The organism is Streptomyces sp. NPDC006339 (assembly GCF_040612775.1).
GTDB lineage: Bacteria > Actinomycetota > Actinomycetes > Streptomycetales > Streptomycetaceae > Streptomyces.
In genome coordinates this window covers 1-25,258 of the sequence record NZ_JBEXQW010000041.1, presented here as the reverse complement: position 1 = coordinate 25,258, position 25,258 = coordinate 1, and the positions used below count along the sequence as shown (strand labels likewise).

General features: G+C 69.5%; 23 protein-coding genes. 14 read left to right on the top strand and 9 right to left on the bottom strand.

What is annotated here, in order from left to right:
* Window positions 1-110: 110 nt before the first annotated feature.
* From mycP to ABZ135_RS28630, 6 genes are all read left to right on the top strand, one after another.
* Window positions 111-1,298 (top strand): type VII secretion-associated serine protease mycosin, encoded by a 1,188-nt coding sequence (gene mycP / locus ABZ135_RS28655; protein WP_356699615.1) that lies wholly within the window; start codon window positions 111-113, stop codon window positions 1,296-1,298.
* 126 nt (window positions 1,299-1,424) lie between these two features.
* Window positions 1,425-1,898 carry a hypothetical protein gene (locus ABZ135_RS28650; protein ID WP_356699540.1) on the top strand — a complete coding sequence of 158 codons (474 nt, stop codon included), beginning with the start codon at window positions 1,425-1,427 and terminating at the stop codon, window positions 1,896-1,898.
* Between the two features lie 18 nt (window positions 1,899-1,916).
* A complete protein-coding gene (locus ABZ135_RS28645) occupies window positions 1,917-3,293 on the top strand; it encodes a hypothetical protein (protein ID WP_356699538.1) in 1,377 nt (458 codons plus the stop codon).
* A 12-nt stretch (window positions 3,294-3,305) separates the two neighbouring features.
* Window positions 3,306-4,550, top strand: a complete 1,245-nt coding sequence (locus ABZ135_RS28640) for a S8 family serine peptidase (protein ID WP_356699537.1) — start codon at window positions 3,306-3,308, stop codon at window positions 4,548-4,550.
* A 31-nt stretch (window positions 4,551-4,581) separates the two neighbouring features.
* The gene (locus tag ABZ135_RS28635) at window positions 4,582-4,908 is read left to right on the top strand and encodes a hypothetical protein (RefSeq protein ID WP_345485219.1); all 327 of its coding nucleotides are present in this window, start codon (window positions 4,582-4,584) and stop codon (window positions 4,906-4,908) included.
* 17 nt (window positions 4,909-4,925) lie between these two features.
* The gene (locus ABZ135_RS28630) at window positions 4,926-5,234 is read left to right on the top strand and encodes a WXG100 family type VII secretion target (protein ID WP_352080609.1); all 309 of its coding nucleotides are present in this window, start codon (window positions 4,926-4,928) and stop codon (window positions 5,232-5,234) included.
* Window positions 5,235-5,309: 75 nt separating this feature from the next.
* On the opposite strand, the gene ABZ135_RS28625 is transcribed toward ABZ135_RS28630, so the two are convergent.
* From ABZ135_RS28625 to eccCa, 6 genes are all read right to left on the bottom strand, one after another.
* On the bottom strand, window positions 5,310-5,543 hold the full coding sequence (locus ABZ135_RS28625) for a DUF397 domain-containing protein (RefSeq protein ID WP_345485215.1): 234 nt from the start codon (window positions 5,541-5,543) through the stop codon (window positions 5,310-5,312).
* Between the two features lie 89 nt (window positions 5,544-5,632).
* Complete coding sequence (locus ABZ135_RS28620) at window positions 5,633-6,286, bottom strand: hypothetical protein (protein WP_356699535.1); 654 nt, start codon at window positions 6,284-6,286, stop codon at window positions 5,633-5,635.
* Between the two features lie 8 nt (window positions 6,287-6,294).
* Window positions 6,295-6,912: a hypothetical protein gene (locus tag ABZ135_RS28615; RefSeq protein ID WP_356699533.1), complete on the bottom strand. Its 618-nt coding sequence runs from the start codon at window positions 6,910-6,912 to the stop codon at window positions 6,295-6,297.
* Between the two features lie 46 nt (window positions 6,913-6,958).
* Window positions 6,959-9,139, bottom strand: a complete 2,181-nt coding sequence (locus ABZ135_RS28610; RefSeq protein WP_356699531.1) for a hypothetical protein — start codon at window positions 9,137-9,139, stop codon at window positions 6,959-6,961.
* Window positions 9,140-9,150: 11 nt separating this feature from the next.
* On the bottom strand, window positions 9,151-9,588 hold the full coding sequence (locus ABZ135_RS28605; RefSeq protein WP_356699529.1) for a hypothetical protein: 438 nt from the start codon (window positions 9,586-9,588) through the stop codon (window positions 9,151-9,153).
* A 125-nt stretch (window positions 9,589-9,713) separates the two neighbouring features.
* Window positions 9,714-13,664 (bottom strand): type VII secretion protein EccCa, encoded by a 3,951-nt coding sequence (eccCa, locus tag ABZ135_RS28600; RefSeq protein WP_356699527.1) that lies wholly within the window; start codon window positions 13,662-13,664, stop codon window positions 9,714-9,716.
* Window positions 13,665-13,845: 181 nt separating this feature from the next.
* On the opposite strand from eccCa, the gene eccD reads away from it, so the two are divergent.
* The 6 genes from eccD (at window position 13,846) to ABZ135_RS28570 (ending at window position 20,931) form a co-directional block, all read left to right on the top strand.
* On the top strand, window positions 13,846-15,321 hold the full coding sequence (eccD, locus tag ABZ135_RS28595; protein ID WP_356699526.1) for a type VII secretion integral membrane protein EccD: 1,476 nt from the start codon (window positions 13,846-13,848) through the stop codon (window positions 15,319-15,321).
* 214 nt (window positions 15,322-15,535) lie between these two features.
* A complete protein-coding gene (rpsO, locus tag ABZ135_RS28590) occupies window positions 15,536-15,826 on the top strand; it encodes a 30S ribosomal protein S15 (RefSeq protein ID WP_132918941.1) in 291 nt (96 codons plus the stop codon).
* A gap of 270 nt (window positions 15,827-16,096) precedes the next feature.
* Window positions 16,097-18,310 carry a polyribonucleotide nucleotidyltransferase gene (locus ABZ135_RS28585; RefSeq protein ID WP_356699524.1) on the top strand — a complete coding sequence of 738 codons (2,214 nt, stop codon included), beginning with the start codon at window positions 16,097-16,099 and terminating at the stop codon, window positions 18,308-18,310.
* Window positions 18,307-19,686 (top strand): pitrilysin family protein, encoded by a 1,380-nt coding sequence (locus tag ABZ135_RS28580; protein ID WP_356699522.1) that lies wholly within the window; start codon window positions 18,307-18,309, stop codon window positions 19,684-19,686. The genes ABZ135_RS28585 and ABZ135_RS28580 overlap by 4 nt, the downstream gene beginning before the upstream one ends.
* 34 nt (window positions 19,687-19,720) lie before the next feature.
* Window positions 19,721-20,473 (top strand): 4-hydroxy-tetrahydrodipicolinate reductase, encoded by a 753-nt coding sequence (gene dapB, locus ABZ135_RS28575; protein WP_356699520.1) that lies wholly within the window; start codon window positions 19,721-19,723, stop codon window positions 20,471-20,473.
* 5 nt (window positions 20,474-20,478) lie between these two features.
* Window positions 20,479-20,931: a hypothetical protein gene (locus tag ABZ135_RS28570; protein WP_356699519.1), complete on the top strand. Its 453-nt coding sequence runs from the start codon at window positions 20,479-20,481 to the stop codon at window positions 20,929-20,931.
* Here ABZ135_RS28570 and ABZ135_RS28565 read toward each other — a convergent pair.
* Together ABZ135_RS28565 and ABZ135_RS28560 are read right to left on the bottom strand one after the other, a co-directional pair.
* Window positions 20,928-21,500, bottom strand: a complete 573-nt coding sequence (locus tag ABZ135_RS28565) for a PH domain-containing protein (protein ID WP_356699517.1) — start codon at window positions 21,498-21,500, stop codon at window positions 20,928-20,930. The two genes, ABZ135_RS28570 and ABZ135_RS28565, sit on opposite strands and share 4 nt — an antisense overlap.
* A 53-nt stretch (window positions 21,501-21,553) precedes the next feature.
* Window positions 21,554-21,793, bottom strand: a complete 240-nt coding sequence (locus ABZ135_RS28560) for a hypothetical protein (protein WP_356699515.1) — start codon at window positions 21,791-21,793, stop codon at window positions 21,554-21,556.
* Between the two features lie 356 nt (window positions 21,794-22,149).
* Here ABZ135_RS28560 and dapA point away from each other — a divergent pair, with 356 nt between their 5' ends.
* Window positions 22,150-23,049, top strand: a complete 900-nt coding sequence (gene dapA, locus ABZ135_RS28555) for a 4-hydroxy-tetrahydrodipicolinate synthase (protein ID WP_356699512.1) — start codon at window positions 22,150-22,152, stop codon at window positions 23,047-23,049.
* A 150-nt stretch (window positions 23,050-23,199) separates the two neighbouring features.
* Entirely contained in the window at window positions 23,200-24,885 is a 1,686-nt protein-coding gene (locus tag ABZ135_RS28550) for a ribonuclease J (protein WP_356699510.1), read from the top strand.
* 150 nt (window positions 24,886-25,035) lie between these two features.
* Here ABZ135_RS28550 and ABZ135_RS28545 read toward each other — a convergent pair.
* Window positions 25,036-25,258 (bottom strand): hypothetical protein (locus ABZ135_RS28545; protein ID WP_356699509.1); only part of this gene is annotated, 223 nt, incomplete at its 5' end.

Here is a 25,258-nt window from a genome sequence, read left to right as displayed (position 1 = left end):
AGGTGACGACACGGCGTACGGAGACGGTACGGGGCGCGGCGGCGCCCCGGCGTACGGCCGCGGCGCGGCGTACGGCGGCCCTGCTCGCGGCCGCGACCCTGACCGGCCTCCTGGCGGCGCCCCCGGCGGCCGCCGAGAGCCCGGTCGGCATCGACGGCAGCGGCGAGTGCACCTTCCCGATGAAGAAGCAGATCGAGGGCATCCCCTGGTCGCTCCAGCGGGTGCTGCTCGACGAGCTGTGGCAGGACACCAAGGGCAAGGGCGTCAAGGTCGCCGTCATCGACACCGGCGTCGACGACGTCAACCCGCAGCTCAAGCCCGCCGTCGAGGCCAAACTGGGCAAGGACTACCTGAAGCCCGACAAGGAGAGCGCGAGCAGCGGCAACGACCAGCGCGGCAAGACCGACGGCACCGTCGACGAGGTCGGCCACGGCACGAAGGTCGCCGGCATCATCGCCGCCCGGCCCCGCAAGGGCACCGGCTTCGTCGGTCTCGCGCCCGAGGCGACGATCATCCCGATCCGGCAGAACGACGAGAAGAACAGCGGCAAGTCCGACACCATGGCGCAGGCCATCGACTACGCGGTCGACAAGGGCGCCCAGGTCATCAACATCTCCCAGGACACCACCCAGCCGCTCGGCCCCGACTCGCTGATGGCCAAGGCCGTGGCCCGGGCCATCGCCAAGAACGTGGTGGTCGTCGCCTCCGCCGGCAACGACGGCATGGACGGCAAACTGAAGGACACCTACCCGGCCGCCTTCCCGGGCGTCCTGGCCGTCGCCTCCTCCGACCGCAACAACGAACGCGCCGCGTTCTCCCAGTCCGGCACCTTCGTGGGCGTCGCCGCACCCGGCGTCGACATCGTCTCCACGGTGCCCGGCGGCGGCCAGTGCGTCGACAACGGAACCAGTTTCTCGGCCCCGTACGTCGCAGGGGTGGCGGCGCTGCTGCGCGCCAAGTACCCGAAGTGGACGGTCGCGCAGATCGTGACGAGAATCGAGCAGACGGCCATCCGCTCCATCAACGGCCGCGACAACCACGTCGGTTGGGGAGTCATCGACCCGGTGAGGGCACTCGCCGACGGCCCCGAACCGCCGCAGTCCGGCCCCACCCCGGACCCCGGCCCCCCCAAGGCCCCGGCACCGGAACCGGCCCACATGGCGATGTCGGAGACTCCCCAGGAGCGCTCCGAACGGCTCGCCACCTACGCGTTGGGCATCGGGGCGGTGCTGGTCGCGGTCGTGTCGGGGGCGGCCGTGGTGATCCGGGACAGCCGGCGACGCGGGGCCACCCGATGAACCGTCAGATGAATCACCTCACGGGCCATCCCGTAAGTAGGAATACCTAGGTAGCTTTGCAGTTGGAACTGTCGTACCAAGTCGTTAGAGTGAGCGAGTTCGAGCGTGTGACGAGGGGGAACTGAAGTGGCTGGGCCGAACGGGGACGGCGGCAAGCAGGGTCTGGAAGTCGGGGACGTCACCCTCCAGACCTTCCAGACGCGCATGCAGAAGCTGGTCGACGATCTGAAGGGCTCGCCCGCCGAGCACAAGAAGATCGGCGAGCAGAAGGTCACGGCGGCCTCGTACGGCACGGGCTTCGCCGCGGCCACCGAGCTGCACGGGGCGTACGAGAAGGTGCGCACGCGGCTCGAGGAGTTGACGAAGATCTTCGGCGAGACGATCGAGGCCATGGGGATCCGGGCCCAGATCGCCGACAAGGGCTACGCGGGGGTGGACGAAGAGGAGCGGCAGCGCTTCGCGGAGATCCAGAAGGCCACCAAGGAAGACTACGAAGAGCGCCACGGCGGCGGCCAGCAGCCGGCGACCGGCCCGGCCGGCCCGAACCAGCCGGCGCCCAAGCCGACGACCAACACCGGCGATTCCGGCGGATTCAGCTAAGCGGGGGAGTGCACCAAGATGTCTGGAGAGTTCGAGGGCAAGTCCCTGGACGCCCTGTACGCGATGATCGCGTCCGCCAAGCCCGAGGAGATCACCAGCACCGGCGAGGCCCTCGCCGCGGCCGTGCCGAAGATCCTCGACATCGCGGCCGACCTGCGGCACTACATCTCCCGCGTCCAGTGGGAGGGCGAGGGCGCCGAGGCCTTCCGCAAGTGGGGCGCCGGCATGGTCTCGGAGACGCTGGTCCTGGGCGACTTCACCAAGGTCGTCTCCGAGGAGATGAAGCGCGCGGGCGCGGCCCTGCGGGAGGCGAAGTCCTCCGTGCCCAAGCCGGCGGGCATGTGCTTCGCGGACCCGGAGAAGGAGAAGGCCCGCCAGGAGGCGGAGACGGGCCCGAAGCTGCGGGAGGCCATCGCGGCGCTGGAGCGGTTGTCGTCGTACTACACGGAGACGAACCACCGGATCTCGTCGGAGCGGCAGCCGGAGTTCAAGCCGATGGGTGGCAGCATCGCGGACATGGAGAGCGAGTACGGAAGCGGTAGTGGCACGGGCGGCTATGCGTCGTCCTCTACCGGTTCTAGTGCAGGCTCCACCGAGTCCAACCACTCGTCTCTCCGGCGCGCCGAGGAGTCGATCACGACCAGCGGCGGCGACCGGCAGATCCGTGACGAGCGGATCACCCTGCCGCCGACCGCGCCGACCCGCCCGCCGGAGTCCGAGATCGACACGAACCTCGACTCGGTGACCATCACGCCGGACGCGCCGACCAAGCCCGCGGTCCAGCCGCCGCCCGTGCAGCCGCCGACGACGAACGGCCCGCAGCCGGTCGTGCTGCCGCCCGTCGCTCCGCCGCTCGGCCCGCAGACCAATCCCCAGATCGGTCCTCAGGGTCGGACGTCCCACCCGGGCCTTCCGGGTCCTGCGGGTCGCAGCAACCCGTTCACGCCCAGCCCGCTGGGTACGGGACCGCGGCCCGAGGGCATCACGGGTGGCCGACAGGTGCCCGGACGTCCCGGCATGACTCCGCCGATGGGGCGGCCGCCCATGGCCACCGTCATCGGCGAGGAGAGGGCTTCTCAGTACGGTCGCGGTGCGGCCGGCCTGCACGGCCCGGGTGCCATCGGGCCCGGCGCTCCCGCCGGTGGACCCGGCGCCGGAGCCGGTCGTCGCCTGGCGACGCAGCCGGGAGGAACCGTGGGTGGTCCCTCGGCGTCCGGAGTCACGGGACGCTCGGCGTTCACGCCCGGCGGTACGGGCCTGGTCCGTCCGCCCGCCTCGACGGAGCCGGGCCAGGAGGAGCGACGCCAGTCGCGCCGCCGTCCCGACTACCTGTCCGAGGACGAAGAGACGTGGAACTCGGGCCAGCGGCCGATCGTCCCGCCCGTCATCGACTAGGAGCACTCTCTGATGTCCCCCTTCACCCGGGCCGCTCGCAACCGAGCGATCGGCCTGCTCGGCGCCATGGCCGCCGTCGTCGCGACCTGGACCGTCGCGGCGCCGGCGGCGCAGGCCGAGGACATGCGGTCGCGCCAGTGGTACCTGGACGCGATGAAGGCCGACGAGATGTGGAAGGTGGCGACGGGCAAGGGCATCACCGTCGCCGTGCTCGACACGGGCGTCGACTCGACTGTGTCGGAACTGCGCGGCAAGGTGCTGCCAGGACGCAACTTCAATGGTGAGGGACTGGGGCGTGTCGACGGCAAGGACACGAACCGCCACGGCACCAACATGGCCATCGCCATCGCCGGCAGCGGTACCAACGGTGGCGTGAAGGGCATCGCCCCAGACGCCCAGATTCTGCCGGTGAAGATCGCCGACAGCTCTTCCTTCGGTCTCTTGGATCCGACGACGAAGGGGATCCGTTACGCGGTCGACAACGGCGCTCGCGTGATCAACATTTCCTTCGCCGGACCAGCCGACGAGTCCGAGATCCCCAAGTGGCGGGAAGCGGTGGACTACGCCCAGAAGAAGGGTGCTTTGATCTTCGCGGGTGCGGGCAATGAGGGCCTCGGGATAAGGGTCTACCCTGCCGCGATTCCTGGGGTCGTGGCCGTCGGCGCCCTCGACACCAGCGGCAAGATCGCGAAGTTTTCCAATTACGGCGCTCACCTGGCACTTGCTGCCCCCGGCGTTGACATCCCCTCCCGTTGCATCGAAGACAAGAACAGGTACTGCGCCCAGGGGGGCACCAGCCAGGCCACCGCCATCGCCTCCGGCACCGCCGCCCTCATCTGGTCCGCTCACCCCGACTGGACCGGCAACCAGGTCCTGCGGGTCATGATGGAGACGGCCGGCCACAACGGCCCCGTGCCCAGCAAGTACATCGGCTACGGCTCCGTCCGTCCCGCCCAGGTGCTCCTCGAAGGCAAGGGGAATCCGGGCGACCCCCACGTCAACCCGCTGCTCGCCGCGCAAGGCGGCGGACAGGCGACGACCTCCAAGCCTTCTCAGCCTGCCAAGGCTTCACAAACCTCCCCCTCTCCTGAAAACACGGGGGCAAGCGGCAGCGACCAGGTCAAGGACCAGGCCGCAGGGTCCGACGAGGGCGGGTTCCCGCTCTGGGCCATTGTCGCGAGTGCCGTCGCCGTCGTGGCCGTCATCGGCCTCGTCGTCGCGGCGGGCGTACGCAGGAGAGCGTCGACAGACGCATGAACAACGCCATCGACTAGAACGAGGAGCTTCAATGAGCACTCCGGGTGGGTTCGGACTCGCAGACGATCCGATCGTCCAGGCGAAGAACAAGATCATGGAGACCGGTGACGCCGTCACCAAGCAGGCCCGTGAGCTCGCCAACATCCTCGAGACCTGCAGCGCCGGCTGGACCGGTGTGGGTGCGGCGGGCTTCAAGCAGGCCCAGACGCTCCTCAACGAGGACCACGACGTCATCCGTCGCCTGCTGAACGTTCTCCTGAACGCCGTCGGCGAGACGAAGAACCTCAGCAACGCCAACGACGACGAGGTGCGTGCCACCTTCGCCGCCGTCAACAACTCGTCGCTCAACAACATCTGACGTAAAGGGGGAGCACCATGTCTGCCGACAACGCAGGGACCAAGGTCCGGTACGAGAGCGTTCAGGAGATGGCGAACCGCATCCGTACCGTCTCGCAGAACATCATCAAGGACATCCAGGAGATGGACGCCGCGCTCCGCGTCGTCACGGACACCTGGGACGGTGACGCGCACCGCGAGTACGAGATCCTCCAGGGCAAGTACAAGAAGCGCGCCGAGGACATGAAGAACCGCCTCGAGCAGACGGCGAAGATCGTCGAGCAGGGCAAGGACAGCTACCGCTCCACGGACGTCAAGGCTTCGCGCCTGTTCACCGAGTCGTACTGACCCTCGGGTTCGTGAGGTACGTGAGAAGGGGCCCGCTCCTCCGGGAGCGGGCCCCTTCTCGTACGTCTCGCCGGCCTACTGGAGGTCGAACTCCCCGTCCTTCGCGCCGAGGACGAACGCGTCCCACTCGGCCTTCGTGTACCGCAGCACGGTGTCGTGGTCGAGGGAGGACCGCATCGCGACGGCGCCGCCCGGCAGGTGGGCGATCTCCACGCGCTCCTCGTCGGGGCTCGTCCCCGGAGCGCCCTGCCACTCGACGCCGCTGATGTCGAGCGCGTACAGCTCGTCCTTCTCCTGCTGAGTGCCCATCTGGCTCTGCTCCTTTGTACGGGTGGAACGTCGTCGCAGGGTCAATGATCGACCCCCGGCGGGTCCTCTGTCAGACGGAATCCACAGATTCACTTCGCCTGATCGGCGAAGGTCCGGGCCAGCTCGAGCACCTGCTCCGGCTTCAGCTTGCTCTTGTCGTTCTCGCCGACGGTCAGCAGCAGGGCGACGTCGCCCTTGCCGCCGGAGTCGAGCCGTACGGTGATGACGTTCCCGCCGCTGGTCGGCACCGGCTCTCCGGGCTTCGCCTTGTCGGCCTTCTCCTGGTAGGCCCTCACCTCGTCGATGCTCATGCCGGAGGCGCTCTGTGTGGTGGGCAGCAGGAGGTTGACCACACTCCCCGCTTCCGTACCGGCGGTGTGGACGACCAGGCTCTCGTCACCCACGTGGTACGAGCAGGTGATCCACGCACCGGGCTTGCTGCCCCAGGGAGACTGCGCATTCGCATCCGTCGTCCTGCTGCCCTCGGCGGTAGCGACGGGGTCGTCCGCCTCCGCGTCCGCCGCACCCAACTGGATCCTCTCGCCGACCTTCGCCGCCTCGGCCGCCTCCTTGACGTCGTACGGCAGCGGGCAGTTGTCGGCGCCGTCCTTGCCGACCTCCTCCGCGAGCGTGATCAGCCTGTCCACACTCAGGGAGCCGCCGGCACCGCCCCCGTCGCCGCCGCACCCGACCAGCGTGGCGAGGAGAACGGCGCTCGCGGCGCCCAGGGCAGTGTGCTTCACGCGCATCATCAGGGGGTGCTTTCGGTGAGGGGCTTGACGACGGGGTCCTTGGCGAGGGGGTTGTTCGTGCAGCCGAGGACCTCGGCGGCCCTGCGTGCCATCTGGTACACGAACGACATCTGCTGGTCCTGCGTGCCGTGATCCTTGACGTTGCCGAGGTTCACGGTGAACGAAGCATTCGCATGCAGCAGGGCCTTCTTCGACGCACCACTGAGCTCATCGGGCATGTCGCACTGGACGTACAGATCCGTGCTGACGTCGTGGGACCTTCCGGTCGCGCCGTTCAGGTCATACGTGCGCGTGCCCTCAATGACGCCCGCGCCCTTCTTCGCGTCGGCTGCGGGTGCCCAGTCGAACTGGACGCTCGCCTGTCCCTCGACGGCCCCCTTCGGGACGTACCCGCACTGACGGACAGGGTTCGTCGCCTCGGCGCCCGGGTAGGTTCGCAGCTCTTCCTGCATCCGCTCGACGAACCCACTGTCGGTGTGGTCGACCTGAGTCCTGTAGGAATCCGCCCGGATCACCTGACGGAGCAGCTTGTCCTCGGCGGAGCCGGAATCGATGCTGCACAGGCGGTCCTCGGCGACTTCCTGGGCATCGCCCGAGCAGGCGGTCCCAGCGAGCATGACAGCCACCGTAGCCGCCACGGCGAAGCGCACGGTAGTGCGCCGGCTAGTTGCCCAAGTGCTGTGCTGCGGAACCACGGCCGTCCTCGTAGCCGCCGTTCGCAGCGTCCTTAGCGGAGTTGTACGCACCACTTTTCGTGATTCCCTTCTTCTCCCCCCAAGCGTTCAAGAGGTCGTTGGTGCCGTCCTTACCAGCGGAGTAGTTGTCGCTGGAGTCCTTCTTGCCCTCCTCCTCCGCGGCGTCCGTGACGTCCTTGACCCACTCGTACTTGGCGGTGTCGACAATGGCACTCGCGGCCGAACCCGCGATGGGAATCTCGCCAAGGATGCTGTTGACGCCGTTCGCCGAGTACTCGGCGGTCGACTCGGCCCACTTGACCTTGTCGTCCTCCTTGTCGATGTATACATCGGCGCCGATCCCGTTGAGGGCGCCCAGCGCCCCACCGACCTGCTTCGCGCGGTGGTCCCAGTCCGAGCTCTGGCCGTGGACCTTGTCACCTTCGTACGCGGGAGCCTCGGCGAGCTCCTTGGCCGAGAACGCGCGCTCCGACTCGTACAGAAGGGCGAAGGCTTCGCTGTCCTCGGCGACACCGCGCATGACGCGGACAAGGCTCCCCTGCCCCACGGCGATGTGCGAGTTGTCACCGGACCCGAGAATCTCGCCCTCGCCCTTGCCCTTGCTGCCGCCGTAATCGGCGTTGTCACCGTTAAGGATGATGTGCGTGTCGCCGACGTAGTCCGCGAGGGCGTGCGCGATCGGCTTCTGCAGGTTCTTGAGGTCCTCGGGGAACTCGTCGCCGTTTTTGTCCTTGTCGAGGAGGAGGATGGTGTCGTGCATGACCCGCGCCTGACCCTCGGTGTGCGCCCCGACCTCCCCCGGCTTCGAGCCCGGCTCCTGGCCCGTCGCCGCCGCCTGAATGGCGTTGCCGAGGCCGGTGGCCTTGAAGGGGTCGTCCATAGTCATGGGAGGCCCGTAGATGTTGTTCATCCCCATCTTCGGCCACTCCCGCTCTGTGAGCAGGAACTTCAGGTGGTCGTTGTTGTTCCCCGGGGCCTTCGGGTCGAGGAAGTACTCGGCGTCCGCCGGGTCCTTGCTCATGATGTTGAGCAGGCCGTCCAGCGGGTCGGCGGCGATGTTGGGACGGAGGACGTCCCTGAAGTGCTGCCACTGGTTGGGGTCCTTCTTCTCGAGCTCGATCATGTCGTGACCGATCTCGTTGAGGAACTCCTTGCCGTAGCCGTCGGCGTTCCCCTGGCTCATGAGGGTGACCAGGACCTGGTATCCCTGGGTCGGGACGTTGTCATGGATGCCGGCGTCGTCGACGTGCTTGTTTCCCAGCTCCTTCAGCCCGTCCACGAACGGCCGGTACGCATAGCTGTTCGGGTCCTTCGTCCCCGACGCGATCGTGTCCGCCAGCCCCGCCTGGATCGACTCGTACAGCTTCTTCTGGTCGGCCGGGATGCCCCGCTCGTTCGCCGCCAGGTTCATCTTGTCCGCGATCGCCAGCGTGTCCTTGGCGCCGAGCGCGTTCAGGTACGCCTCGCTGAAGTGCTTGTCGTCGGAGTTCTGCTTCAGCAGGTCCCGGTAGTGCTCCAGCTCCTCCTTCGACGCCTTGCCCTCGCGGACCTTCTCCGACAGGGCGAGCGCCTCGACGGCCTGGACGTCGTTGACCGGCTTGGAGTTGAAGCCCAGCGGGGCGGTGCCGTCGGCGCCGGAGGCGTTGAGGAGGGCGACCTTGACGTCGGCGTCGAAGTCGGTGACCGCCTTCACCGCGTCGTTGATCTTGCGCGTGTACGACATCTCCACTTCCCGCAGATCCGGGTCGTGGCGGATGGCGTACGCCTCCTTCTCGCTGACCTTGCTGAAGTCGTAGCTCGCGTTACCGGACTCGGAGACCTTCATCCCGGCCGCTATCGCCTCGTCGACCGCCGCCTTCACCCGGCCCTTGAGCTCGGTGAAGGTGCCATGGGCGTCGCGGAGCAGCGACTCCATGGCGAGCGCCTCCTTCTGCGCGGCGTCGAGCTCGTTGCGCGTGATCTGGAAGTTCTGCGCGCTGAACTGCTGGGCCTGCCCGGTCCACAGCGGGTTCTTGGTGGCGACGCTCTGGACCTCCCTCTCGTAGAGGTCCTCGACCTTCTTGAGCTTCTCCGCCATGCTCTTCCAGCCGTCGGCGGCGGTGTTCAGCTTGCCCAGGTCGGTCTGCATGATCTCCTGGTACGTCGGCATCGCGATTCCCCCTAGATTCCCGAGACCTTGGACTGCGTCGGAGCGAAGCTGTACCCCGTCGTCAGGTCGTTGTTCTGGAACAGCGTCGACGTGTTCCGCAGCGAGCTCTTCTCCGATTCCAGGCGCGCGTTCAGGCGCTTCACCTGGCTGTCCCAGTGCTCGTGGGCCTTCTTCAGGCCGCTGGAGGTGTCCCAGCCCTTGAACTCGGCGACGGCGCCGTTGGTGCCCTCGTCGGCCGCGTCCGCGGCCGTCTTCAGGTCCGGCTGGATCTGGGTCTCGATGGTGTTGGCGGCGGCCTTCTTCTTGGCCGGCGACGTCGCGAGGTCCGGCTGTCCGCCCCCGCCGCCACCCCCGCCCGGGTCGGCCGGCAGTTGGTTGAGCTGCATGCTCGTCGACTGACGCTCCATGACGGCGCTCTTCTGCTGTGCCCACTCGTCGTCGAACGACATGGATTCCCCCTTGGCTGGCCTTGGGCTGGGTTACGGCGATGTTTGCATTTCTGAAGTGCTCACGTCCAACGACGCGGACGGACCGGTTCCGCCACGAGGGTGGCCGGTCCGGACGGTCACGGGTCTTACCTTTCCGGCATCCGACCCGTCTGCACCAGCGAAGTCGCCCCGCGCCGCGACACGAAGTACCCGCGGCCCGGCGGCATCGGCCGCGGCCGCGCGTTGCCGAGCAGGTCGCCCTCCGACGGGTCGCCCGAGAGGACCACGCCCTGCGCGCCCAGCTCCTTGATGCGCTGCATGAACGCCTCGTACATCGAGCGCGAGGCACCCGCGCTGTTGCGCGCGATGATGAAGCGCACACCGGTGTCCCGCGCGAACGGCAGGTACTCCGCCAGCGGGGCCAGCGGGTTCCCGGCGCTCGTGGCCACCAGGTCGTAGTCGTCCACGATGATGAAGACCTGCGGACCCGACCACCAGCTTCGGTCCCGCAGTTGCTGCGGGGTCACGTCCTGCGGCGGCTGGCGGCGCGCGAAGACGCCCGAGAGCGCCTCCATGTGCATCTGCATGGAGCTCGCCATCGGCGCGTACTCCAGGAGGTGCTCCTCCGGCAGGCTGCCGAGCAGCGCACGGCGGTAGTCGCCCACGACGAGCTTGGCCTCGTCGGGGGAGTAGCGCTCGCCGATCTGCTTGGCGATCAGCCGCAGGAGGTTCGTCTTGCCGGACTCGCTCTCGCCGAAGATGAGGAAGAACGGGTCGGTGTCGAAGTTGACGAAGACCGGCTCGAGCCGCGTCTCGTCGATGCCGATCGCGATGCCGTGCTGCGGGAACTCGAAGCCCTTCGGCAGCCGGTCGGCCGGCAGCTTGTGCGGCAGCAGACGCACCGGCGGCGTGGCCGGCCCGTGCCAGGCGCTGCGCACGGCCTCGACGAAGGCCGCCGTGCCCGCCGCGAGGTCGCTCGCCGAGCTCGACCCGTCGATCCTCGGCAGCGCGCCCATGAAGTGCAGCTTCTCCGGCACCTGGCCGCGCCCGGGCACGCCCGTCGGCACGTTCGCCGCGACCTTGCGGTCGAACTCGGAGTCCATGACGTCACCGAGCCGCAGCTCCAGACGCCCCAGCATCTGGTCCTTCAGCGCCGCCCGGACCTCCATGTAGCGGGCCGCGGTGATCACGACGTGGATGCCGTAGCCGAGGCCGCGCGCCGCGAGGTCGGCGACCAGGGATTCCAGGCCCTCGTACTCGTTGCGGAAGCCGCCCCAGCCGTCGATGACCAGGAACACGTCGCCCCACGCCTCGTTGGGCAGCTCGCCCGCCGCCCGCTTGCGCCGGTAGGTGGCGATGGAGTCGATGTTCTGCGAGCGGAAGAACTCCTCGCGCCGGTTGAGCACGCCGAGCACCTCGGCGACCGTACGGCGCACCCGCTCCGGGTCGAGCCGGGACGCCACCCCGCCGACGTGCGGCAGGTCGGCGAGCGAGGACATGCCGCCGCCACCGAAGTCCAGGCAGTAGAACTGCACCTCGGCCGGGGTGTGGGTGAGCGCGAACGACGAGATCAGCGTCCGCATCAGCGTCGACTTGCCGGACTGCGGACCGCCGACCACCATCATGTGGCCCGCCGCGCCCGAGAAGTCCCGGTACAGCACCTCGCGCCGCTGCTCGAACGGCTTGTCGATGAGGCCGAGCGGGACCGTCAGGCCGCCCGGGCGCGTGTACTCCGTCGCCGTGAGCCCCCGGTCCGCGGTCTGCGCGAGCCCCGGAAGGAGCTGGTCGAGCGAGGGCGCCTGGTCCAGCGGCGGCAGCCACACCTGGTGGGCGGGCACGCCCTGGCCCTCCAGACGGCGCACGATCACGTCGAGGACGGTGTCCGCGAGCGCGTCGTCCTCCTCGGCCCGCTGCGCCGTGAGGTACGCCGGGTCGGGCGCCGCGTACACCACCGGCACCGGCGTGGCCGTGAACACCGCGGGCCGCCGCTCGATCGGCAACTGCCCGGCCTCCAGGCGCGGACCGCCCGTACGGTACGTGCCCGAGACGTACGCCGCCTTGAAGCGGGTCATCTCGTCCGTACCGAACTTCAGATAGCCCGAACCCGGCACCGACGGCAGGTGGTAGGCGTCCGGCACGCCGATCGCCGTGCGCGACTCGGCCGCCGAGAAGGTCCGCAGACCGATCCGGTACGACAGGTACGTGTCCAGGCCGCGCAGCTTGCCCTCCTCCAGGCGCTGCGAGGCGAGCAGCAGGTGTACGCCGAGCGAGCGGCCGATGCGGCCGATCTGGATGAACATGTCGATGAAGTCCGGCTTCGCCGTGAGCAGCTCGCTGAACTCGTCGATGACCAGCACGAGCGAGGCCAGCGGCTCCAGCGGGGCACCCGCCGCCCGCGCCTTCTCGTAGTCGTGGATGTTGGCGTAGTTGCCCGCCGAACGCAGCAGCTCCTGGCGCCGCTGCAGCTCACCGCGGATCGCGTCGCCCATGCGGTCGACCAACGTCAGGTCGTCCGCGAGGTTGGTGATGACGGCCGCCACGTGCGGCATCTGCGACATGCCCGCGAAGGTCGCACCGCCCTTGAAGTCCGCGAGGACGAAGTTCAGCGTCTCCGAGGAGTGCGTCACCGCGAGGCCCAGGACCAGCGTGCGCAGCAGCTCCGACTTGCCCGAACCCGTCGCGCCGACACACAGACCGTGCGGGCCCATGCCCTCCTGCGCGGCCTCCTTCAGGTCGAGCATGACCGGCTGACCGTCCTCGCCGACACCGATCGGCACCCGCAGCCGCTCCGCCACCGACCGCGGCCGCCAGGTGCGCGCCACGTCCACCGACGCCGCGTCGCCCAGGTTCAGCAGGTCCGTGAAGTCCAGATTGGCGAGCAGCGGCTCGTCGTCGTCCCCGCCGCCCATCCGCAGCGGCGCGAGCTGCCGGGCCAGCGCCTCCGCCGCCGGCAGCGACATGACGTCCGGCACGCCCTCGTACGCGAAACCGCCGCCCGCCTCCAGGCGCAGCCGCCCCGGCCGTACGACGACGGACAGACCGCCGCGCGGCTCGTCCAGCTCGCCCGAGACCACCTCGACGATGGTCACGCCCTGCAGGCCCTCGGCCGCCGCGAACAGCGAGTCCGGCGGCACCATCCCGCCGTCCAGGATCACCACCACGTGCGGCTGGTCCAGGACCGGCTGGTTCTCCCGGCTGAACCGCGGCCGGCCGTCCAGCTTCGAGCGGATCAGTTGCTCCAGCTCGCCCAGGTCGTCCCCGAACAGCCGCTTGGTGCCCGCGCCGTCGACCGTGCCCGGCACCTGGGTGTGCGGCAGCCACTTCGTCCAGTCCCAGCGCTCCTGCGCGCCCCGCGCCGCCACCACGGCCAGCATCAGGTCCTCGGGGGAGTGCAGGGTCACCAACTGCGCGACCAGACCGCGCGCCGCGGACTGCGCCGCCTCCGGGTCACCGGAGACCGTCACGTGGTAGAAGGCCCGCAGCGACACCGCCATCGGCAGCCCGTCCAGCGTGCCGTGCACCGCGAGGAACTGCTGCATCGCGCCCGCGCACAGCGGCTCCAGCTCGTCGACCGGCGCCGTCTCCGGCGCCACGAGCGGCGTCGCCAACTGCTGGGCGCCGAGCCCGATCCGCGCCTGCGCGAAGTCGGCGTCGCCGACCCGGCGCTCCCAGACCCGCGACCCTTCCGCGACCACCGACCACAACTGCTCGGGCGCCGGGTGCAGATAGAGCTGCGCGTCCCGCTGCCGGCGCGCGGTCCGCCGCACCGTACGCCGGGTCTGGGCGAGGTATTTGAGGTAGTCCCGCCGGACATCGGCCATTTGCCCCTGCGACCCGCGGCGGAATCTGACGAACTGGGCGATCGCCATGCCGATCGTCGAGGCCAGCATCAGCGTGCCCATGATCCGCATGATCGGCGACGGCGTCATGAAGAAGAACACCACGGAGGAGCCCATGCCGAGCATCGGCAGGAGCTGCATCAGGGCGGACTCCTGCTGTCCCCGCGGCAGTTCCGGCGGAGGCTCCAGGACCAGTTCCTCGCTGGGTACTTCCGGAGGAAGGGACCTCGGCGGGCGTTTGACGACGATCTGGCTCACCGGCGCATCAATCCCTCGTTACGGGCGGGCTCGTGGAGGGAACTTCCGCACCGGCGCCCCCGTCGGCTGTGTGCAATGCGGACCCCCGAGACGACCAGGATCCTACTTGCAGCGACCGACACCGGTGCCCGGTAGGGTGGCCCGGCATCGTGCGCAACCGCGAATCAGGGGGTCCAGACACGTGAGTACGACCGCAGCGACCGGTTTCTGCCGCGTCACCGTCGTGGCGCCGGACAGCCGCATCGACGTCGCACTCCCCGAGGACATCGCCGTCGCCGACGTCTACCCGGAGATCCTCCGGCTCACCGGCCAGACCCAGCCGGCCGGCGCCCCCACCGGCTACCACCTGGTCCGCCGCGACGGCTCGGTCCTCGACGGCGCCCGCACCCTCGCCGCCCAGCAGGTCCTCGACGGCGAGGTGCTCTCGCTGCGCCCCTTCGCGCAGTCCCTGCCGCCCGCCGTCTACGACGACGTCTCCGACGCCGTCGCCTCCGCCGTCACCCGCGACCGGCACCTGTGGAGCGACGACCTGCTGCGCGGCGCCGGACTCGTCGGCGGCGTCCTGCTCCTCGTCCTCATGGGCTTCGTGCTCTGGTACGCCGACCCGGTCCGTCACGACATGCACAGCCTGCCCGGCGTCATCGCCGGCGCGGCCGGCGTGCTGCTCACCGCCTTCGCCGGCGTCCGCGCCCGCGTCTACGGCGACCGGGCCACCGCCGTCGCCCTGGGCCTCGGCGCGCTGCCGCTGCTGCTGATCGCCGGCTCCGGGATCATCGCCCCCGACGCGGGCCAGGGCCCGGGCCGGCTCCAGTTCCTGCTCGGCTGCGTCACCGTCCTCGTCGTCTCGGTCGCCCTCGTCGCGCTCACCCCGAGCGGCGACGCCCCCTTCGTCGCGGCGACCTTCCTGGCCGCCGTCGGCACCCTCGCCACCTTCGTCGCCATCCTCACCGAGGCGTCCGCCACCCAGACCGCCTCGGTCTGCGTGCCCGTCGCCATCGGCCTGGTCGCCTTCCTGCCCGGCCTCTCGGCCCGCTTCGCGCGCCTGCCCATCGGCTACGCCTCCCCGCGCAGCGCCGCCGACGACGAGTTCCTCGGCGACCCGCACCAGCCGGCCCACGAGCAGGCCCAGCCCGTCGACGGCGAGCGGATCGCCCTGCAGGCCCGCCGCGGCCACGAGATGCTGCTCGGCCTGGTCGGCGGCTGCGCCGCGGTCGTCGTCGGCTCCTGCGCCGTCCTCGGCTTCGCCGGGAACGTGTGGGGCCAGCTCCTCGCCCTGGCCGCCGGCCTCGCGATGCTGCTGCGCGCCCGGCTCTTCCGCTACACCGCGCAGATCACCTGCGTCCTGGTGGCCGGCCTCGCCGCCATCGCGCTGCTGGTCCTCGGCCTCTCCCTGAACCCGCCGGTCGACCTCGTCAAGGACCTGCTCCTCTACGGCGACCGCGGCGGCCTGGACATCCGTACGATCTGGCTGTCGGCCGCCGTCGCCGCCGGCGCCGCGCTCGTCACCGCGATCGGCCTGATCATCCCCCGCAAGGGCCTCTCGCCCTTCTGGGGCCGGCTGCTCGACCTCACCGAGGGCTTCGTCCTGCTCTCCCTGGTCCCGCTCTGCCTCGCCGTCCTGGACGTCTTCATGCGGGCCCGCTCGCTGACCGGCTGACCGGCGGACCGGGCGGCCGGGGCTCCCGGCGGGGGCGTACCCGCGAGCTGGTACGCTGGGTGACGGCCGTTTGTGTACGCGCTCCCGGAAAACCATGGGTATCCCGTGAAGTCTGGGAGCAGCGCTCATCGGACCTTCGCTCCCGAGTCACGGAAGTTTCCCCTGAGAACAAGACCAGGGGCACTCGTGGGCGCACGAACCAGAGGAGATCCGCGTGGCTCTCGACGCCGCCGTCAAGAAGCAGATCATGGCCGAGTTCGGCACCAAGGAGGGCGACACCGGCTCCCCCGAGGTCCAGGTCGCCATGCTGTCCCGTCGCATCTCGGACCTGACCGAGCACCTCAAGACCCACAAGCACGACCACCACTCCCGTCGTGGTCTGCTGATCCTGGTCGGCCAGCGCCGCCGCCTGCTGCAGTACCTGGCCAAGAAGGACATCCAGCGCTTCCGTGCCCTGGTCGACCGCCTCGGCATCCGCCGCGGTGCGGCCGGCGGCGCCAAGTAAGACGCGTGAAGGGAGCGGTTCCCACTTTCAGGGGGCCGCTCCCTTTGCTGTACGTGCGCGAAGTACCCACCGGCACTTAGTCTGGTCACACAACGCCACACCACCGCGTGAGAAGCAGCCGGCACGACGCCGGTCCTCGGTAGTGGCCCCCGGGCATCGTCCCCGGGTGCTTCGATCGAAGACCGGCCCCGCCACGACAGCGCTTCTCCCGCACCGCCCCGAGCCATACGGGCACGGGGCGCAAAGACGCAAACGTAGGAGAAACCGCTAGTGGAGAACGAGACCCACTACGCCGAGGCCGTCATCGACAACGGCACCTTCGGCACCCGCACCATCCGCTTCGAGACCGGCCGCCTCGCCAAGCAGGCCGCCGGCTCCGCCGTCGCCTACCTCGACGACGACACCATGGTCCTCTCGGCCACCACGGCTTCGAAGAAGCCCAAGGACCAGCTCGACTTCTTCCCCCTGACGGTCGACGTCGAGGAGCGGATGTACGCGGCCGGCAAGATCCCCGGCTCCTTCTTCCGCCGGGAGGGCCGCCCCTCCGAGGACGCGATCCTCACCTGCCGCCTGATCGACCGCCCGCTGCGCCCCTCCTTCAAGAAGGGCCTGCGCAACGAGATCCAGATCGTCGAGACGATCATGGCGCTCAACCCCGATCACCTCTACGACGTGATCGCCATCAACGCCGCCTCCTGCTCCACGCAGCTTGCCGGCCTGCCCTTCTCCGGCCCGATCGGCGGCACTCGTGTCGCCCTGATCAAGGGCCAGTGGGTCGCGTTCCCGACGCACACCGAGCTCGAGGACGCCGTCTTCGACATGGTCGTCGCCGGTCGCGTCCTTGAGGACGGCGACGTCGCGATCATGATGGTCGAGGCCGAGGCCACCGAGAAGACCATCGAGCTCGTCAAGGGCGGCGCCGAGGCGCCGACCGAGGAGGTCGTGGCCGCCGGTCTCGAGGCCGCGAAGCCCTTCATCAAGGTCCTGTGCAAGGCGCAGTCGGACCTCGCCGCCAAGGCCGCCAAGCCCACCGGCGAGTTCCCGGTCTTCCTCGACTACCAGGACGACGTCCTGGAGGCGCTCACCGCCGCCGTCAAGAGCGAGCTCGCCCAGGCGCTCACCATCGCCGGCAAGCAGGAGCGCGAGGCCGAGCTCGACCGCATCAAGGAGCTCGCCGCCGAGAAGCTCCTCCCGGCCTTCGAGGGCCGCGAGAAGGAGATCTCGGGCGCCTACCGCGCGCTGACCAAGAAGCTGGTCCGCGAGCGCATCATCAAGGACAAGGTCCGCATCGACGGCCGCGGCATCACGGACATCCGTACGCTCGCCGCCGAGGTCGAGGCCATCCCGCGCGTGCACGGCTCCGCCCTGTTCGAGCGTGGCGAGACCCAGATCCTGGGCGTCACCACCCTCAACATGCTGCGCATGGAGCAGCAGCTCGACACCCTCTCCCCGGTGACGCGCAAGCGCTACATGCACAACTACAACTTCCCGCCGTACTCCGTCGGCGAGACCGGCCGCGTGGGCTCGCCCAAGCGCCGCGAGATCGGCCATGGCGCGCTCGCCGAGCGCGCCATCGTGCCGGTCCTTCCGACGCGCGAGGAGTTCCCGTACGCGATCCGTCAGGTGTCCGAGGCCCTCGGCTCCAACGGCTCGACGTCCATGGGCTCGGTCTGCGCCTCCACCATGTCGCTGCTGAACGCCGGTGTGCCGCTGAAGGCCCCCGTCGCCGGCATCGCCATGGGTCTGATCTCCGAGGAGATCGACGGCCAGACGCACTACGTCGCCCTCACCGACATCCTCGGTGCGGAGGACGCCTTCGGCGACATGGACTTCAAGGTCGCCGGTACGAAGGAGTTCGTCACCGCCCTCCAGCTCGACACCAAGCTGGACGGCATCCCGGCCTCCGTCCTGGCCGCGGCCCTCAAGCAGGCCCGCGACGCCCGTCTCCACATCCTCGACGTGATGATGGAGGCGATCGACACGCCGGACGAGATGTCCCCGAACGCCCCGCGGATCATCACCGTCAAGATCCCCGTGGACAAGATCGGTGAGGTCATCGGCCCCAAGGGCAAGATGATCAACCAGATCCAGGAGGACACCGGCGCCGAGATCACGATCGAGGACGACGGCACCATCTACATCGGTGCCCAGGTCGGCTCGCAGGCCGAGGCCGCCCGCGCCACGATCAACGGCATCGCCAACCCGACCATGCCGGAGGTCGGCGAGCGCTACCTGGGCACGGTCGTCAAGACCACCACCTTCGGTGCGTTCGTCTCCCTGCTCCCGGGCAAGGACGGCCTGCTGCACATCTCGCAGATCCGCAAGCTCGCCGGTGGCAAGCGCGTGGAGAACGTCGAGGACGTGCTCGCGGTCGGCTCCAAGGTCCAGGTCGAGATCGCCGAGATCGACCAGCGCGGCAAGCTCTCCCTGATCCCCGTGATCGAGGGCGAGGGCGACGAGGCGAAGGACGACACCGACCAGTGACGTCCCGCAGTTCCGCGACGACGGCCCGCCCCTCTTCCGAGGGGCGGGCCGTCGCCCGTACCCAAACGCTTCTCCCGGGCAAGGACGGCATCGGCACGGTCCGGCGCACCACCCTCCCCGGGGGCCTCCGCATCGTCACCGAGACCCTGCCCTCCGTGCGCTCCGCCACCTTCGGCATCTGGGCGCACGTCGGCTCCCGGGACGAGACCCCCGCGCTCAACGGCGCCACCCACTACCTGGAGCACCTCCTCTTCAAGGGCACCCGCAAGCGGTCCGCCCTCGACATCTCCGCCGCGATCGACGCGGTCGGCGGCGAGATGAACGCCTTCACGGCGAAGGAGTACACCTGCTACTACGCCCGGGTCCTGGACACCGACCTGCCGCTGGCGATCGACGTCGTCTGCGACATGCTCACCGACTCGCTCATCCTCGAAGAGGACGTCGACGTCGAGCGCGGCGCGATCCTCGAAGAGATCGCGATGACCGAGGACGACCCGGGCGACGTGGTCCACGACCTGTTCGCCCGGACCATGTTCGGCGACACCCCGCTCGGCCGCCCGGTGCTCGGCACCGTGGAGACGGTCACCGCCCTCGACCGGGCCCGGATCGCCCGCTTCTACAAGAAGCACTACGACCCGACCCATCTGGTCGTCGCCGCGGCCGGCAACGTCGACCACGCCACGGTGGTACGCCAGGTCCGCCGCGCCTTCGAGAAGGCCGGCGCCCTCACCCGTACCGACGCCGTCCCGGTCGCCCCGCGCGACGGACGGCGCACCATCCGCACGGCGGGCAAGGTCGAGCTGCTCGGCCGCAAGACGGAGCAGGCGCACCTGGTCCTCGGCATGCCCGGCCTGGCCCGCACCGACGAGCGCCGCTGGGCTCTCGGCGTGCTGAACACCGCCCTCGGCGGCGGCATGTCCTCCCGCCTCTTCCAGGAGGTCCGGGAGAAGCGCGGCCTGGCCTACAGCGTGTACTCGTACACCTCCGGCTTCGCCGACTGCGGTCTCTTCGGCGTGTACGCGGGCTGCCGGCCCGGCCAGATCCACGACGTGCTGAAGATCTGCCGGGACGAGCTCGACAAGGTCGCGTCCGACGGACTGACCGACGAGGAGATCACCCGGGCCATCGGCCAGCTCTCCGGCTCGACCGTCCTCGGCCTCGAGGACACCGGCGCGCTGATGAACCGCATCGGCAAGAGCGAGCTGTGCTGGGGCAGCCAGATGTCCGTCGACGACATGCTGGCCAGGATCGCCGAGGTCACCCCCGACGACGTGCGCGAGGTGGCCCGCGATGTACTGGAGCAGCGGCCGTCGCTGTCGGTGATCGGCCCGCTGAAGGACAAGCAGGCGGACCGTCTCCACCAAGCGGTCTCCTGAGTCTCCTGAACCACCAGCCCCCTAAGGAAGAGCAATGAGCAAGCTGCGCGTGGCGGTCCTCGGAGCCCAGGGCCGTATCGGCTCCGAGGCGGTCAAGGCCGTCGAGGCCGCCGAGGACATGGAACTGGTCGCGGCCCTCGGCCGCGGCGACAGGCTGGAGTCCCTCGTCGAGTCGGACGCCCAGGTCGTCGTCGAGCTGACCACCCCCGCCTCGGTCATGGGCAACCTCGACTTCTGCGTGCGCCACGGCATGCACGCGGTCGTCGGGACCACCGGCTGGACCGACGAGCGCCTCGCGCAGCTCAGGGGCTGGCTCGACCAGTCCCCGGGGACCGGTGTCCTGATCGCTCCGAACTTCTCCATCGGCGCGGTCCTCACCATGAAGTTCGCGCAGATCGCGGCCCCGTACTTCGAGTCGGTCGAGGTCGTCGAGCTGCATCACCCGAACAAGGTGGACGCCCCCTCCGGCACCGCCACCCGCACCGCGCAGTTGATCGCCGAGGCCCGGTCGAAGGCAGGCTGCGCCCCGCAGCCCGACGCCACGACCACCGCCCTGGACGGGGCGCGCGGCGCGGACGTGGACGGCGTGCCCGTCCACGCCGTACGCCTCCGGGGGCTCCTCGCCCACCAGGAGGTGCTGCTCGGCGGCGAGGGCGAGACCCTCACCGTCCGCCATGACTCGCTGCACCACGCCAGCTTCATGCCGGGCATCCTCCTGGGCGCCCGCCGCGTGACGACCGCCCCGGGCCTCACCTTCGGCCTGGAGCACTTCCTGGATCTGGGCTGACGGTCATGGGCGGAAAGATCACGTACGTCTTCCTCGCCACCGTCCTCGTCCTCGTCTTCGGGGTGGTGGGGATGGAGGGCGTCCTGCTCCTGCTGACCGGCGAGCCGGCCGCGATGGGCATGGGCGCGGTGGCGTTCCTGCTGCCGCTGGTCGGCGCCTGGTTCCTGTGGAAGAACACCCGTTTCGCGCGCCAGGCGAACCGCCTGGCGGCGGAGCTGGAGGCCGAGGGCGGGCTGCCCGTCGACGACCTGAAGCGCACGGCGGGCGGCCGGATCGACCGCGACGCGGCCGACGAGGTGTTCGCGCGGCGGAAGGCGGAGACGGAGGACGCGCCGGACGACTGGCGCTGCTGGTTCCGTCTCGCGGTGGCCTACCACGACGCCCGCGACACCCCGCGGGCCCGCAAGGCGATGCAGCGCGCGATCGCGCTGCGGGAAGGCCGTACGGCCGGCGTCTAGCGGACCTCGGGGCCCGCGTACGCGGCGCTCTCGGTGTATTCGGCGTTCCACGCCTCGACGGTGTCCGCGGCGCGGTCGAACGCCTCGACGCGGGAGAGGAAGTCGGCGTTGTGGTCGGTGAGCAGGGGAGCCTGCTCACCGTCCCGCTTCACGAGGACGAGGGCCTGTCCCTGCACCGTCCGGGGGAGTCCCAGCCAGCGCACGGGCTGCTGCACCGTGCGGACGGCGGTGACCTGCGGCCACGGGACGGTCCTCGTCGTGAAGAAGGCGACGTGCCGCAGCCCGGCCCGGCTCACCCACACGCCCATGCGCAGCAGGCGCAGGGCGACGCAGATGACGACCGCGGCCAGGCCGAAGGTGAACAGGGCTCCGCCGAAGGACCCCGCGACGGCGATGATGACGGCGGCCAGCAGCACGAACGAGGCCAGCAGCAGCGCGACCGCGGCCAGCCCGACCCGCCAGGGTCCCGGCCGGTACGGCCGACGCCACTGGTCGTGGTCGTCGAACGGCAGCGCGATGTCATCGGTCGTGTCAAAAGCACGGTCGGCCGTCAGAAAGGGCAGGGGCACGACAGATCCTCACTCACAAGCACGTTCGCTGGGCTGTGCCCGGTGAGGCTACCTCAGCGGCCGTGCGAAGCCTCGGACTGCTGCCGGTGCCCGCTCGCGTCACCGGGTTGGAGGGACGGCATGCCGAAGACCAGGGAGCCGACGAGACCGGCGACGACGGTCAGCCCGATCAGCGTACGGCCGAGGATCTGCGAGGCGGTGGCGCGTTCGCGAGGCGGCGGAGTGACGTTACTGCGGAAGCGGTCGGACTCCGCGACGAACGCGAACGGGACGGCCTCTCGCCGGCGCGACATCAGGGTCACTCTCCTTCGGATCACTCTGCGTGGTGCGGTCACAGGTACAGACGAGCGAACCGAGGGTTTGGTGCCGTTTTCTCATCAAAGCGGCCCAATCTCATCCTGTGGGACGACGTCGTGAAAGTGGGCGGCCGCACCCCCTGCTCTCCACAAGAACGGCCGTGTGGCCCCGTAGCGGACGTATGTACGAACTTCCTATGCGAAGTGTCCGGATTGCGACGTTTCGTGAAGTTCATCTAGGCTGATCGAACGGACCCGGCACTGCTTGAACCCCCGAGCAGGCAGTGCCGGGCTCCTCATATCGCGTCCCCCGAGGGGACACCCGGCGCTGAGCAGCGAGTAGCGTGTTACCCATGGCTCCGATCTCCACTCCGCAGACCCCCTTCGGGCGGGTCCTCACCGCCATGGTCACGCCCTTCACGGCGGATGGCGCACTCGACCTCGACGGCGCCCAGCGACTCGCCACCCACCTCGTGGACGCGGGCAACGACGGTCTGGTCGTCAACGGCACCACGGGCGAGTCGCCCACCACGACCGACGCGGAGAAATCGCAGCTCGTACGGGCCGTACTGGAGGCGGTCGGCGACCGCGCCCACGTCGTCGCCGGCATCGGAACCAACGACACCCACCACACGCTCGAGCTCGCCCGCGCCGCCGAACGTGACGGCGCCCACGGCCTGCTCGCCGTCACGCCGTACTACAACAAGCCCCCGCAGGAGGGCCTGTACCGGCACTTCTCGGCCATCGCCGACGCCACCGGGCTCCCCGTGATGCTCTACGACATCCCCGGCCGCAGCGGCGTCCCCATCGACACCGAGACGATCGTCCGGCTCGCCGAGCACCCCCGGATCGTCGCCAACAAGGACGCCAAGGGCGACCTCGGCCGCGCGAGCTGGGCCATCGCCCGCTCCGGCCTCGCCTGGTACTCCGGCGACGACATGCTCAACCTGCCGCTGCTCTCCGTGGGCGCCTGCGGCTTCGTCTCCGTCGTGGGCCACGTCGTCACCCCCGAGCTCCGCGCCCTCCTGGAGGCATACCTGGCCGGCGACGTCCAGAAGGCCACCGAGGTCCACCAGCGGCTGCTCCCGGTCTTCACCGGCATGTTCCGCACCCAGGGCGTCATCACCACCAAGGCCGCCCTCGCCCGCCAGGGCCTGCCGGCCGGCCCCCTGCGCCTGCCGCTCGTGGAGCTCTCCGAACAGGAGACCGCCCAGCTCGCGGTCGATCTGGCCGCCGGCGGGGTACAGATCTGATCAACGGACTTCACAACCGAAGACGCGTAACTGAACAGCACCACCGCACAGCACAACCGCACAGACGTAACTGAAAACAACAGCAAGTGCACGATTGTCATGCGCGCCACGTGCCGAGCCGGTACGTGGCGCGTGTGGTGAGGAGAGATTTTGAGCCATCCGCATCCCGAACTCGGCGCCCCGCCGAAGCTGCCCAAGGGCGGCCTGCGCGTCACCCCGCTCGGCGGGCTCGGTGAAATCGGCCGGAACATGACGGTCTTCGAATACGACGGCCGTCTGCTGATCGTCGACTGCGGCGTCCTCTTCCCCGAGGAGGAGCAGCCCGGCATCGACCTGATCCTGCCCGACTTCACCACGCTCCAGGACCGCCTCGACGACATCGAGGGCATCGTCCTGACCCACGGCCACGAGGACCACATCGGTGGTGTGCCGTACCTGCTCCGCATGAAGCAGGACATCCCGCTCATCGGCTCCAGGCTGACCCTCGCCCTCATCGAGGCCAAGCTCCAGGAGCACCGCATCCGCCCCTACACCCTCGAGGTGGCCGAGGGGCAGCGCGAGCGGTTCGGCCCCTTCGACTGCGAGTTCATCGCCGTCAACCACTCCATCCCCGACGCGCTGGCCGTCGCCATCCGCACCCCCGCGGGCATGGTCGTCCACACCGGCGACTTCAAGATGGACCAGCTCCCGCTGGACAACCGCCTCACCGACCTGCACGCCTTCGCGCGCCTGAGCGAGGAGGGCATCGACCTCCTGCTCACGGACTCGACGAACGCCGAGGTCCCGGGCTTCACCCCGCACGAGCGCGACATCTCCAACGTCCTGCGGAACGTCTTCGCCAACGCCCAGAAGCGCATCATCGTGGCCAGCTTCGCCAGCCACGTGCACCGCATCCAGCAGATCCTGGACGCCGCCCACGAGTACGGCCGCCGGGTCGCCTTCGTGGGCCGCTCCATGGTCCGCAACATGGGCATCGCCCGCGACCTCGGCTACCTGCGGGTCCCGGCCGGCCTGGTCGTCGACGTGAAGACGCTCGACGACCTCCCGGACGACGAGGTCGTGCTGGTCTGTACGGGCTCCCAGGGCGAGCCGATGGCCGCCCTGTCCCGGATGGCCAACCGCGACCACCAGATCCGGATCGTCCCCGGCGACACCGTGATCCTGGCGTCCTCCCTCATCCCCGGCAACGAGAACGCGGTCTACCGCGTGATCAACGGCCTGACCCGCTGGGGCGCCAACGTCGTCCACAAGGGCAACGCCAAGGTCCACGTCTCGGGCCACGCCTCGGCCGGCGAGCTGCTGTACTTCTACAACATCTGCAAGCCGAAGAACCTCATGCCGGTCCACGGCGAATGGCGCCACCTGCGCGCCAACGCCGAGCTCGGCGCGATGACGGGCATCCCCAAGGACCACATCGTCATCGCCGAGGACGGCGTCGTCGTCGACCTGGTCGACGGCCGCGCCCGGATCACCGGCAAGGTCCAGGCGGGATACGTGTACGTCGACGGCCTCTCGGTCGGCGATGTCACCGAGACCTCGCTGAAGGACCGCCGCATCCTCGGCGAGGAGGGCATCATCTCGGTCTACCTCGTCGTCGACTCGACGACCGGCAAGATCGTCGGCGGCCCCCACGTCCACGCCCGGGGCTCCGGCATCGAGGACTCCGCCTTCGACGCGGTGCTTCCCAAGATCGACCAGGCCCTGAACAAGTCCGCCCAGGACGGCGTGGTCGAGGCGCATCAGCTCCAGCAGTTGATCCGCCGCACGGTCGGCAAGTGGGTCTCCGACACCTACCGCCGCCGCCCGATGATCCTCCCGGTGGTCGTGGAGGTCTGACGGCCGGCCCTCGACGGGCTCGACCAGGAGCGGGGCGCCTCGATTTGCATCGGGGCGCCCCGCTCCAGTACGTTTACGGCTCCGCCAGATCGGGAAGCGCCGGGCACCGCTGTGTGCCAGGAGAGTGAACCGGGAGGCGGGAAATCCGACTCAGAACTTCTGATAAAGTCGGAGCCGCTGGAAAGGCCCGAAACGACGGAAGTCGAATTGGATCCGGAAAGCGCCGAGGAAATCGGATCGGAAAGATCTGATAGAGTCGGAAACGAAGGAAGCGCCCAGAGGAAAGCCCGCGAGGGTGAGTACAAAGGAAGCGTCCGCACCTTGAGAACTCAACAGCGTGCCAAAAATCAACGCCAGATTAGTTGATACCCCG

What these genes read in the sequence shown, in the direction of transcription:
- ABZ135_RS28605 (WP_356699529.1), bottom strand. Translation starts at nt 9,588, where the DNA reads ATGTCGTTCGACGACGAGTGGGCACAGCAGAAGAGCGCCGTCATGGAG.
- ABZ135_RS28635 (WP_345485219.1), top strand. Translation starts at nt 4,582, where the DNA reads ATGAGCACTCCGGGTGGGTTCGGACTCGCAGACGATCCGATCGTCCAG.
- ABZ135_RS28640 (WP_356699537.1), top strand. Translation starts at nt 3,306, where the DNA reads ATGTCCCCCTTCACCCGGGCCGCTCGCAACCGAGCGATCGGCCTGCTC.
- ABZ135_RS28560 (WP_356699515.1), bottom strand. Translation starts at nt 21,793, where the DNA reads ATGTCGCGCCGGCGAGAGGCCGTCCCGTTCGCGTTCGTCGCGGAGTCC.
- ABZ135_RS28645 (WP_356699538.1), top strand. Translation starts at nt 1,917, where the DNA reads ATGTCTGGAGAGTTCGAGGGCAAGTCCCTGGACGCCCTGTACGCGATG.
- ABZ135_RS28615 (WP_356699533.1), bottom strand. Translation starts at nt 6,912, where the DNA reads ATGCTCGCTGGGACCGCCTGCTCGGGCGATGCCCAGGAAGTCGCCGAG.
- ABZ135_RS28610 (WP_356699531.1), bottom strand. Translation starts at nt 9,139, where the DNA reads ATGCCGACGTACCAGGAGATCATGCAGACCGACCTGGGCAAGCTGAAC.
- ABZ135_RS28625 (WP_345485215.1), bottom strand. Translation starts at nt 5,543, where the DNA reads ATGGGCACTCAGCAGGAGAAGGACGAGCTGTACGCGCTCGACATCAGC.
- dapA (WP_356699512.1), top strand. Translation starts at nt 22,150, where the DNA reads ATGGCTCCGATCTCCACTCCGCAGACCCCCTTCGGGCGGGTCCTCACC.
- ABZ135_RS28570 (WP_356699519.1), top strand. Translation starts at nt 20,479, where the DNA reads ATGGGCGGAAAGATCACGTACGTCTTCCTCGCCACCGTCCTCGTCCTC.
- dapB (WP_356699520.1), top strand. Translation starts at nt 19,721, where the DNA reads ATGAGCAAGCTGCGCGTGGCGGTCCTCGGAGCCCAGGGCCGTATCGGC.
- ABZ135_RS28630 (WP_352080609.1), top strand. Translation starts at nt 4,926, where the DNA reads ATGTCTGCCGACAACGCAGGGACCAAGGTCCGGTACGAGAGCGTTCAG.